General features: G+C 41.5%; 10 protein-coding genes. All 10 read left to right on the forward strand.

Annotation, left to right across the window (positions count from 1 at the left end; genetic code table 11):
- Nucleotides 1-106: 106 nt before the first annotated feature.
- The 10 genes from H6G05_RS15375 (at nt 107) to H6G05_RS15420 (ending at nt 11,771) form a co-directional block, all read left to right on the forward strand.
- Nucleotides 107-1,366 carry a glycosyltransferase gene (locus H6G05_RS15375; RefSeq protein WP_190579056.1) on the forward strand — a complete coding sequence of 420 codons (1,260 nt, stop codon included), beginning with the start codon at nt 107-109 and terminating at the stop codon, nt 1,364-1,366.
- Between the two features lie 50 nt (nt 1,367-1,416).
- Nucleotides 1,417-1,953: a CDP-diacylglycerol--glycerol-3-phosphate 3-phosphatidyltransferase gene (gene pgsA / locus H6G05_RS15380; RefSeq protein WP_322096374.1), complete on the forward strand. Its 537-nt coding sequence runs from the start codon at nt 1,417-1,419 to the stop codon at nt 1,951-1,953.
- Between the two features lie 84 nt (nt 1,954-2,037).
- Complete coding sequence (locus H6G05_RS15385; protein ID WP_190579060.1) at nt 2,038-3,996, forward strand: WD40 repeat domain-containing serine/threonine-protein kinase; 1,959 nt, start codon at nt 2,038-2,040, stop codon at nt 3,994-3,996.
- Between the two features lie 301 nt (nt 3,997-4,297).
- The gene (locus H6G05_RS15390; RefSeq protein WP_190579062.1) at nt 4,298-5,074 is read left to right on the forward strand and encodes an alpha/beta fold hydrolase; all 777 of its coding nucleotides are present in this window, start codon (nt 4,298-4,300) and stop codon (nt 5,072-5,074) included.
- Between the two features lie 258 nt (nt 5,075-5,332).
- The gene (locus tag H6G05_RS15395) at nt 5,333-6,544 is read left to right on the forward strand and encodes a tetratricopeptide repeat protein (RefSeq protein ID WP_190579063.1); all 1,212 of its coding nucleotides are present in this window, start codon (nt 5,333-5,335) and stop codon (nt 6,542-6,544) included.
- A 256-nt stretch (nt 6,545-6,800) separates the two neighbouring features.
- The gene (locus H6G05_RS15400; RefSeq protein ID WP_190579065.1) at nt 6,801-7,649 is read left to right on the forward strand and encodes a hypothetical protein; all 849 of its coding nucleotides are present in this window, start codon (nt 6,801-6,803) and stop codon (nt 7,647-7,649) included.
- A gap of 174 nt (nt 7,650-7,823) precedes the next feature.
- On the forward strand, nt 7,824-8,945 hold the full coding sequence (wecB, locus tag H6G05_RS15405; RefSeq protein ID WP_190579078.1) for a non-hydrolyzing UDP-N-acetylglucosamine 2-epimerase: 1,122 nt from the start codon (nt 7,824-7,826) through the stop codon (nt 8,943-8,945).
- 159 nt (nt 8,946-9,104) lie between these two features.
- A complete protein-coding gene (locus tag H6G05_RS15410) occupies nt 9,105-10,418 on the forward strand; it encodes a CmpA/NrtA family ABC transporter substrate-binding protein (RefSeq protein WP_190579067.1) in 1,314 nt (437 codons plus the stop codon).
- A gap of 182 nt (nt 10,419-10,600) precedes the next feature.
- Entirely contained in the window at nt 10,601-11,044 is a 444-nt protein-coding gene (locus H6G05_RS15415) for a T3SS (YopN, CesT) and YbjN peptide-binding chaperone 1 (protein WP_190579069.1), read from the forward strand.
- Nucleotides 11,045-11,306: 262 nt separating this feature from the next.
- A complete protein-coding gene (locus H6G05_RS15420; RefSeq protein ID WP_190579071.1) occupies nt 11,307-11,771 on the forward strand; it encodes a T3SS (YopN, CesT) and YbjN peptide-binding chaperone 1 in 465 nt (154 codons plus the stop codon).
- Nucleotides 11,772-11,881: the final 110 nt, after the last annotated feature.

The raw sequence follows: 11,881 nt of genomic DNA on the forward strand, positions 1-11,881 counted from the left end.
ACACTATTTGGGCTTTGATTTGTCCTGATACAGGTGGCGATAGCTATACAAGGTAAATTGTCATCTATCCTCTGGATCTCATCAAAACAAATTAATTCCCAGATTAATGTCCTACTCACTTACTCCCGTTCCTTTTGGATCATTTCAAGTTAATGAACTTCTCTTTTCTGAAGAAATCATTGAAGCAACCTTTAGCCAAGATTCTCAACATCAGAATCAATCGGTTAATTTCTCTTTAATTGTACCTACATACAATGAGAGTAAGAACTTAGCTAAGTTAGTGGAAATTCTGACTCAGCTACTAGACAATTATTTTAACGATAATTATGAATTAATTATTGTTGATGATGATAGTCCAGACTTAACATGGCAATTTGGGCTTGATCTTATGCCAAACTATCCGCAGTTACGGGTAATGCGTCGTCAAGGGGAAAAGGGACTTTCGACAGCCGTGATTCGTGGTTGGCAAGCTTCGCAGGGAGAAATATTAGGTGTAATTGATGGAGATTTACAACATCCGCCAGAAACGCTGATTAAGATGCTTGATGAAATGGTTAAGGGAGCAGACTTAGTAGTCGCAAGTCGCCATGTTGAGGGTGGTGGAGTGAGTGATTGGGGATTTATAAGGCGATTTTTATCACGGGGAGCGCAAATGCTGGGCTTGATGATTTTGCCAAATGTCATTGGTCGAGTGTCTGACCCGATGAGTGGCTATTTCATGGTCAGACGTAGTGCGATCGCTAACTGTCCGATGAATCCACTGGGTTACAAAATATTAATTGAAGTACTTGGTCGGGGCAATATTGCCTCTGTTGCTGAGGTTGGCTATGTATTTCAAGAACGTCAGGCGGGTGAAAGTAAGGTAACTTGGCGGCAATATGTGGATTATATTTTGCATCTATTGCGTTTGCGATCGCGTGGTCGAATTACTAAACTACGTGAAAAATTGCGAGTTCCTGTCAAACGTTTTTTTAAGTTTGGACTAGTTGGCTTTAGTGGTGTATTTGTTGATATGGCCATCTTCTATTTACTTAGTGATGCTTCTACTCTGGGATGGGGGCTAACACGCAGTAAGATAATTGCGGCTGAAGTGGCAGTTCTTAATAATTTTCTTTGGAATGATCTTTGGACATTTCGGGATCTAGCTGAGCAACAATTTGGGCGGAGAAAATTAATTAAGCGATTTGTGAAGTTCAATCTAATTTGTTTAGTGGGAATTGGATTAAACTTGATCATTCTCAATCTCCTTTACAACTATTTCGGTGTCAATAAATATATTGCTAACCTAATCGCGATCGCGATCGTTACCATTTGGAACTTCTGGTTTAATCTCAAACTTAGCTGGAGAGTCACCCAAACCAAATAATATATAAAGTGCTGCCAAGCAGCACTTTATATATTATTTGGTTATTTATGATTACATTGCCTACTTGGGTAACTTTATCGAGATTGATTGCTGTACCGATTATTTTTGGACTGTTTCTTTGGCAAGATAGCGAACTTAGTCGCTTAATTGCTTTAAGTGTATTTATCATTGCCGCAATTACCGATTGGCTGGATGGGTATTTAGCAAGGAAACTTAATCAAATAACTGAACTGGGCAAATTCCTTGATCCCCTTGTGGATAAAGTCCTGACGATCGCCTTATTTTTGTTGTTCATTGAACTTGGTCAGGTTCCTGCTTGGGCCGTATTTTTAATTATTACGCGAGAGCTATTGATCACGGCTTGGCGTGGTGCGCCCAGTGCATCTAGTCAGGAAGTTTCTGGCGAAACCAGTAAACCGCAAATTATCGGCGCAAATTTTTGGGGGAAAGCGAAAACTGTGATGCAAATCGTGGCGATCGCTGCTTTATTGGTCAAAATCCCCTATGCGATCGCCTTTTTCTGGGTTGCAGTCGTACTTACGTTAATTTCTGGCATTCTCTATGTTGTGCCAACATCAAAAGGCTAGTTATAATTGAGTTAGTTGCGTTGCTGATGGCAACAAGGCGCATTCGATTATAATTAAATGAGTTGCGGTTGGAGTAAGGTTCTCATGGCGACATCACCAACAATGGGTAAAGCGTTTGGTAATCTGTTAGGCGGACGCTTTCGAGTTGTGCAGACGATCGCTGATGACACCTATGGGCAAACCTACTTAGTCGAAGATACCGTGGCTGCGGAAATGCCCCGATGGATCGCCAAAAGTTTTTGTCTGATTAATAAAACTAATCTGCAACTTGACTGGGCGCGATCGCTATTTCGCAATCAAGTTCCTAAATTACAGCAACTGAGTGATCGCAGTGCCGACTTCCCAAAAATCACAACCTATTTTGAACAAGAGGAGGAATTTTATATCGTAGAAGAAGCGATCGATGGAATTCGTCTCAGTGATGAAATTTCTACAGGCAAGCTCTACAGCGAGTCCGAGCTAGTTCAATTCCTCCGCCAATTGTTGACCAGTCTGCATATTGCCCATAGTTCTAATATGGTGCATGGAGATATCTGTCCTCGAAATTTAATTCGCCGTAAAGATCGACAGGGTGGTTATCAAGGCAGTAATAGTGGCGATCAACATTTTGTGCTTACTAATTTTGCCGTTCTCAAAGGTGTCTATGCAACAGCCGCCCAAAATGGAGTCGTCCTCGGAACACCTAGCTATATGCCTTTTGAGCAGGCTCTTGGACAATTTACACCTAGTTGTGATATCTATGCCCTTGGCTTAACGGCGATTCAATTACTCACAGGCTTACATCCTAGTCAACTAGTCCGCCGTGAAGATCTAAATTTATTAGACTGGCAAATGGGTTCAGCAATTCGTCCTGAACTAATGCTCATTCTCAATCGCATGGTCAAGCACCATCCTGAAGATCGATATCAGACTGCACAGGAAGTTCTCTATGAAATCGATAATTTGCCTATGCAGCAAGGGTCTGATGATTTCCAGATGCCCACTTTTACCATCAGCCAAAAGACCAATCGTTGGGCGATCGCTCTAGTTTGCTTAGCAGGAATTAGTTGGGGCGCGATTCACTTCTCTCAATACTTACCTAAGTTTTCCTCCAATCCCAAACCGACTCCTACAGTTATTGAACCGACTCCAACTATCACTTCTAATTATCAATTACGGCTGAGTCTGACAGGACATACAGGTTGGGTCAGAGCCGTCGCTTTCTTTCCCAATGGATTTAGTTTTGCGAGTGGCAGTTATGATCGCACCTTACGCCTATGGAATGTAAGGGATAATCAGTCTTTTGGAACTTTATCCAATCATCTCGGCTCAGTCTCTGGAATCAATGCGATCGCGGTGCATCCTAATGGCAACACCTTCGCAATTGCCTGTATTGATAAATCGATTAAGTTATGGAACTTCCGCAGTGGTAAACCAGTTCGGAACATTGAAGCCCATGATGGACAGGTCTACAGTGTGGACTATAGCCCTAATGGCAACACCTTAATTAGTGGCAGTGCTGATAAAACGATCAAGCTTTGGGATTGGCGTAGAGGTGATCTATTACAGACCTTTGAGGGACATCAAGACAAGGTTGTATCTGTTGCTTTTGCTCCTGATGGCAAGCAATTCGCTAGTGCCAGTTTTGATAAAACTATTAAACTTTGGGATGTGAAGACGGGCAGGCGAGTTTTAAATATTACGGGACATAATGCCCCTGTAAATGCGATCGCCTATAGTCCTGATGGCAAGCTGCTGGCTAGTAGCAGCCAAGACCAAACTGTGAAAATCTGGGATGCAAGCACGGGCAAACTCTTGCGTACTCTATCAGGACATACAGGTGGTGTCTTAGCGGTTGCCTTTAACCGTGATAGCAGTGCAATCGCCTCTGGCGGTGTCGATAAAACAATTCAGATCTGGGATGTGAAAACGGGGCAAACAATGCAAATTCTCAACCAGCACGAAGCCCCAGTCCTATCCCTTAGTTTTAGTCCTAAGGATGCCACCCTAGTCAGTGGTGGAGCTGATCGCCTCGTCAAGGTTTGGCAATTACAAGCTAAGTAAAACCCAAAAAATAAAAACGGTGCGATACACCGTTTTTATTTTTTGGGTTTTACTATTGATAATTATAATCAATAGTGCTACAGTGCCAATTAAGTTCTGATGCGGCTTGACTCAGCCCGCTTCATTACACATAGTTCAAATGCGTTGGCAGGGTTGAGTGATAAAATGCTTTTTTTACAGGGATTGCTGACACAGATTTTAGTAAGAGCGAGCAACTATCACTCAATTCTTTTTTATTTACAGCCTTAGAAATTATTGATAAATCCAATCTAACTTAATAATAATTACTTTCAATAAAAATATGACCTTTAGACAGTCCACCTCGCCTCAAGTTGTCGGCATTTGCACTAGTCAATCCTTGCGCCGCTTTGATTTACAACTGCTCCGATCGCTGTCGCGTCAATATGCGATCGCCCAATGGGAATATTGCCAAAATCCTGATGAACCCATCGATCTAAATTTAGCGATCACCTCCCTCCATGAATACATACAAACCTGTGATGACAAAGTGCATCTAGTCGGACATGGCATTGCGGGCTTAGTCGGTTGGCTCTATGCCAAGCAATATCCTGAACAGGTGCGATCGCTCACCTTATTGTCAGTGGGGGTTAACCTAGCGACTAGCTGGCATAGTCATTACTACGAGCAACGTCAATTAATCGGTTGTAGTCGAGAAACAATGCTGATGCGGACAGCCTTTTATCTATTTGGTTATCGTGACAAAGAGATGTTGCAGTGGTTAGCTAACCTACTCAAGCAAGATCTCGATAATTCGCTTATTCCCCACTCTCTCTATGCACCTACCTATATTGCACCCACACCGATCGCTGTACCAATGTTGGTCTGTGGTGCATTAGATGACTATGTAATTAGCGGTGGTGGTGCAAGGGCCTACCAAAAATGGAGATTGCATCTTAAAGATAGCGATCGCCTGTGGTTGAGTGAGCAGGGCAAACACTTTTTTCATTACTCACAGTGGCAACTAGTCAGCAATCAAATTCGTTCCTTCTGGAATTCTTTAGCTCTCAATCATGTTGTTTCCACTAAACAGCAAATTGAACTTAGTAGAAACTCATAATGAACTGAATTTTTGGCTTTATTACAAATATAGCAACGCTAAAGATGAGTGGCGGCGCTTCGCGCCGCCACTCATCTTTTTGTTAAGCAAAACTTACATTGCCATACATTTGAGAGAAATCCAAAAATTCGGTTCATTAACAAAATCGGTTTACTGATCCAATGGATGATTTTGGAAGAGATGATTTTGGGTACGATATTATTTATGAAGTGTGAAGCCTAGAAGTAGGTACTCACACGCATAATTTTGGAGTTTCTCATGAAATTAGCTGAATTTCTAATCCAAGGGCAGCACCTGCGTCAACAGGATCGCACCCTAGCGATTGCCTATTTTGAACAATGTCTTCAAAATACGACCACTGACGAAAATGTGGAGAGAGACTCTAGCACAACCATAAGGGTTTTACTAGATCTTGCTGTGGAGTTAATTGCCACAAAACAATTAGAATCATTGCAAAGAGCGCAAGTTCTTGTGCAACAAGCGGGGGAAGCATTAAGTCAAAATCCAGATCCTGATCCCGAACAAGAAGCTTATCTGCTTTATGTGCGTTCAATTCTGGCGCTTGAATTGGGGGAATTGAGTGATGTTTTACATGTTTTACAAACAGCTCATCAATCTTATCGCAGTAGTCAGCAGGGGCAAGCTCTCATTGATGACGCAATTGGACAATATTATTTACGTGTAAATGATCTGCAATCGGCTCTTATGAGTTTTGAACGATCGCTATCTGTACGCCTAGAAATAGAAGATGAATGTGCGATCGCAGAAAGCTACACCCACTTAGGACAATTGTATTTAACATCGGGGGATATCAATCAAGCCGCTAGTCTTTTTCAAAGTACTCTCGATATAGCCTTAGCTAATTCCGATAATTTTTTGCGTTTACAAGCGCTTAAAGGACTGGTGAAAGTAGCGATCGCGGAATCTCAATGGCAAACTGCAATTGAAATGATCAAAGATGGCATCTCTTTACTCAAAGAGCCAGTTGATACCATCGAAATTGGTTATTTATACTGTGATTTGGCTGAAGCTTTGCTAGGTAATCGCCAAGTTGAAGAGAGCTTAATCTGTATTCGAGTGCATGTTCTACCTCGTTTTCGTGATTACCAATATCTGAGGGGGATTGCGATCGCCAAACATCTCCGAGGACGTATCTATGTATATCGTTTGCTTGACGGTTTAGATAGTCTGGATGAAGATGCGATCGAAACGGCGGAAGACTCATTAATTGATGCTTCGATCGCGTTTGAGCAATTTGGAATGATGCATGATTATGCTAGATCTCTCTACGATTTAGCTTGTCTATACCAGTTATGCGGTAATTCGCAGTTTCAATATCAATACCAAGGTAAGTCTTTGCGATCGCTAGAATTATCACTCAGCATCTTAGATCAGTTGGGTATGAGCCATACTCAGCTTGCCTCACAGGTTGAATCCATGCTCAATCAAGTGATGAGGGGAAGTTTTTAAATAAAAGAAGGGGCGAAACGCCCCTTCTTTTATTTTGAGCTTGAGTAATAATTCTCATTATAAAAAAATCGGTTTTTTGAAAGCACGCCGTTGGCGTGCTTTCAAAAAACGATTTTGGTGTTTCCAGCGCCGAAGGCGCTGGAAACACCAAAATCGTTTTCATAATGTGCTGGCATTTCAGCGATAGTTACAAAAATCTGATACATTTGGCTTAATCTGAAAAACATTTTTAGGATCAGCATCTGAGGTTGAGGCTATGACTCAAAACCCACTAGTTGAACAAGCCAAACAGGGCAACGTTAACGCGATCGCCTCGCTCATGAATCGATTACTCAAATCTCAAGCTATGTTGGCAAACGTTGAGCGTGATGGCGATCGCTTAGAAATTTTGATTGAGTCGGATTTGCGATCGCTAGACGATGAGATGCGAATTCCTAATCGGCAAGTGCTAGTGGGAATGCTCAAAAAATGGTTCATCACCCTTGAAGTAAAAACAGTTTCTCGGATCACCGTGTCTTGGCAACAAACAGGATTTGATGAACCTGCATGGACAGAGGAAATTTACTTAGTTGAGCAGGAATCTCTAAATATTAGTGAAAATGGCGGAATCACTGAGACTAAACAAAGTCCTAGAATACCTCCTTTACCAGTATTCCCACCCAAATCTATGCTAGAGCGAAATGATCCCAGCGATCGCGCCAATAGAGAAACAAATTCCGTAGCATCTAGTCCCGATCTAGATGAAATGTTTGGAGAAACTAGTGTTCCCGAACAGTTGCCAAATCTTAGTTCCACTAATTATCCCAATTCTAATTTAGATAATACGCGAACCTCTCAAGATTCAGAGTTACTATTTCTTTCTGATATCCCTGTAATTCCTGACTCCGAAGAAATCAGAGATTTCCAAACTGAGGAGCAAACCTTCGCAAATAAAATTTCTTGGCAAGCTTTAATTAAAACTCCAATTTTTGCAATCCAATTTGCTCAATATTTAGTTGTTTGTGTGATTATTATTGCCACTTTGAGAGGAATTCATTCAGTCTTTGGCGGTGGCAAGGCTCCTAAAACTACATCTATGACACCGCAATTGGTGCATTATAGGTAGGACTTACGCACACCAAGAACTCAAGTTCTTGGCTAAAAGCTTAAGTCCACTGAAGTGGACTTAAGAATAATTTCAAGTAAACCCTTTCAACGGGGTTGATCTTTGAGCAGCGCACTTGAGCGCAGGGCTACTGCGTAAGCAAATCACCGTTAGAAAGCTTGTTTAGTAGGGATTATTGTGTCAACTCAATTCCATGTCTGTATTACTTTAGGAACTCGTCCAGAAGCAATTAAACTTGCCCCGATCATTCATCTATTTAGAAATAATCCTCAGTTTCAAACTTCAGTGATTCTAACTGGACAACATCGGGAAATGGTGGAACAAGTAATGCAATTGTTTGAACTCAAAGCAGATTATGATTTGGATATCATGCAGCCGAAGCAAACGCTTACCCAGATTACTTGCAATAGTTTGATCGGTTTAGAGAAGTTATACAAAGAAATTCAGCCAAATATTGTTTTAGTTCAAGGTGATACGACCACCGCCTTTGCTGCCGCTTTAGCCGCTTTTTACCAGCAAGTTCCTGTAGGACATGTAGAAGCTGGACTCCGCACCGACAATCTATTTAATCCATTTCCTGAAGAAGCTAATCGTCGCTTAGTGTCGCAAATCGCTCAGCTTCATTTTGCCCCCACTTCAGCCTCAGTGGAGAATCTCAAAGTTTCTGGTGTCAAAACAGGCATTCACAATACAGGCAATACCGTAATTGATGCGCTGTTATACGTTTCAGAGCGATCGCCAAACTGTGAGATTAAAGGCTTAGATTGGAAGGCTCATCGCGTCATCTTAGCAACCGTTCATCGTCGGGAGAATTGGGGAGAACCCTTAGCCCAAATCATCCAAGCATGGTTACAGATCTTAGCAGATTTCCCTGATGTGGCTCTGGTGTTGCCGATGCATCTCAATCCCGTGGTAAGAGAACCTTTAATTGCGAAATTGGGCAATCATCCGCGCATTTTCTTAGTTGAGCCTCTGGATTATGAACAATTAGTTGGGGCTATGCAGCGCTGTTATTTGATCATGAGTGACTCAGGTGGATTGCAAGAAGAAGCGCCTAGTCTTGGTAAACCTGTTTTAGTATTACGCTCTACCACTGAGCGTCCAGAGGCAGTTGCCGCAGGTACAAGCAAGCTAGTCGGCACAGAAACTGCGGATATTGTGGCGGCGGCTTCTAAGTTACTAGGCGATCGCCATGCTTATGAAAAAATGGCAAACATTGCTAATCCCTTTGGCGATGGCAAATCCAGTCAGCGTATCCTAGATATAGTCCATTCATTTTTAAGTGATTTTTGCTGAGAAATGAATCAAAAGTTACCAAGAACTCAAGTTCTTGGCTAAAAGCTCAAGTCCACTGAAGTGGACTACAGACTACTGTTGAGTAACCCGTTTCAACGGGTTTTAGCTCTTAGCCCGCACTTGAGTGCTGGGCTTGATATGTGCATAAGATCAAATGTTATGAAATTTTCTAGACGTAAGATCCTAACTAGCTTTGGCATAGCAGCAAGTACGCTCTTGCTGAATAACTGTACGTCACGACCTCTATCTAACCAGCCATTTCAAATTAATGCTGATGCTCAAGCTTCCGATATCCCTGAAGTGCAATCAGTCCGTCTTGGTCTGATTCCATCCATCGAAATCGCACCTCTTTTAGTTGCCAAGAGCAAAAAACTATTCGCTAAATATGGCATGACCAATGTGGAACTAGTTCCCTTGCAATCGTGGAGAAATATCTGCGATCGCACAGAAATAGGCACTAAGTTTGGCACAAATAATCAGGGTATTGATGGTGGGCATTTTTATAGTCCTTTGCCAGAACTATTGAATGAGGGCTTGATTAATCGACATACAAGTAAAACTGCTATGTATGTGTTGATGCGTCTGCATACGCATGGCGGCTATATTGTTGTGTCTAAAAGACTTAAGCCCTTTGGCATTCAACTGAAACGAGCAACCTTTTCGCCTTGGCAAGATATTGCCAAATTGTTTGGAAAACCAATGAATGGCGCGACCGCAGAACTTGGTAGTAATTATGATCTATGGCTCAGATATTGGCTAGACTCAATGGATGTGATTCCTCAAAAGAGTATCGATATTCTGGAGATTCCATTTGATCAGATCATTCCCCAAGTAAAACAGAATAGAGCTGACCTACTTTGTTTAGATAGCTGGCATAGTCTGCAATTAATTGAAGCAAATCTAGCTGATCCTGCGATCGCGATCGGAGAAATCTGGCGCAATTACCCAGGGGAAATTCTTGCCATGCGAGCTGATTGGGTCGATAAATATCCGATCGCTACCCAAGCACTGATCCAAGCAATTATGGAAGCGCAGATCTGGTGTGATGATCCAGCCAATGCCCAAGAATTAGATACGATTTTAACCTTGAGCTTTAATGATAGCCGCAATCTTATATCGCAGCCAATTAAGATATTTTCTCAGCTTTTTAAAAATAGTCCTAAACAAAAGATGAGAAGACTAAAAATAGATAGCCCTACTTCCATCAAGTATTGGTCAAATGATGGTATTTCCGTTTCTTATCCTTACAAAAGTCACGATCTCTGGTTTCTCACTGAATATCGTCGATGGAATAATTTGCCTGCTGATTTTGAGACTAAAGAAATCATTGATGCCGTAAATCGTGAAGATCTATGGAAAAATGCAGCTAAGGCGATCGGGGTTCCTGATACGAATATCCCTATTTCAACTTCAAGGGGAATAGAAACCTTTTTTGATGGTTTCAAGTTTGATCCTGAACGTCCCATAAAATAGGAAAGAGGGCTTGGTCTCCAAGCCCAAGTCTTTGTTTACTACAGCTATAACTCGTAACACAGAATACGGAAAAGGTTGATATTTTGTAACAAAATCGTTGCATGAAGCCAAAATTTTGAATTTAAATGCAATTAAATTTCACTAAATTGTATAAATAGAAGTAAGACATAGGATCGTAGGCAATGAAATTTGAGACACCCATCCAGCAAGCTTGTTACGAAAAGATCCAGCCTTGGTTAACTGACTTATACGAAAATGTCTATTCGCCTCCCTACGATATGCCTGTGTTTGTATTACCCCTTGGCTCAGCCACAGCCACAGTCGAAGTATTACCTTGGGGAAATACAGAAGCGATCATTTCTACTTGGTCTTATGTAGTAACGGGAGCAGAAATTACTCAAGATCTGATGAAATTCCTACTCAAAAAAAATTCTGAGCTGCAATTTGGGGTGTTTAGTATTGATGACGATGGCGATATTCGTTTTCACACTACCTTAGTTGGCTCAACCTGCGATCGCGACGAATTACAAACCTCAGTATCCTCAGTTCTCCAGACTGCTGATAAATATGACGATACGATCGTTGAAGCTTGGGGAGGAGAAAGAGCTTTAGAGAGAAGTCTTTGAGAATTTAGTATTGCGGTACTTTGCGGCGCAATACTAATTCTTTGATTGAAGAAAATTCTTGAAAGCATTGCTTTGCAACGCTTTCAAGAATTTTTTTTGTTTGGGTTTAAGCGCAAAGCCTTGTAATTATGCGGTATTACTAATTCACGAAAGTGCTGCCATACTTTTATGAATTGAAAACCAAACCCAGTAAGAGTTTTAAAAACACAAAATGGCGTAGCCATTTCGTGTTTTGGTATAAGATCTTAGAGGTTTTAAACAAATGGTAAGTTGCAGGCGTGAACTTTCAATCAGAAGCACAACAAACTGTTATCACAAAGTAGCTGCTTGGCTGCCCGAAATTTGCGATCGCGTATCCAATCCTGTAGCCCATAATCCGATTTTTAGTTTGCAGTTTGGTTCCGCAACTATACTTGTGGAGATCAGACCGTTTCGTGATTCAGAATCTGTTATTTATATTTGGGCATATGTGGCAACAGATGTCGAAGTAAGTAATGATCTCATGCTCTATTTACTCAAACAGAACGATGTGTTCCGTTTTGGCGGTTTTAGTATGGAAGATGAAGGGGATATCAGGTTTCATGTAACTTTGCTGGGTGCTTCTTGCCAACAAAATGAATTTAAACTGGCTCTAACTGAGGTCTTAGAGAGCGCTGATCACTATGATGATTTGATCGTGGAACGTTGGGGTGGTCGCAGAGCAGCAGATGCTTTATTTGATATTTAAGAAATTCAGCTAAGTACAGGACAAAAATTTAATGGAGTTGAAGAAAGCCTCGGAATTGAGATGAAGGTCAAAGATGAAGTGACGCAGGAAATCAAAACCACGACGAAAAA

It is taken from the genome of Phormidium tenue FACHB-1050 (genome assembly GCF_014696925.1).
Taxonomy (GTDB): domain Bacteria; phylum Cyanobacteriota; class Cyanobacteriia; order Pseudanabaenales; family Pseudanabaenaceae; genus Pseudanabaena.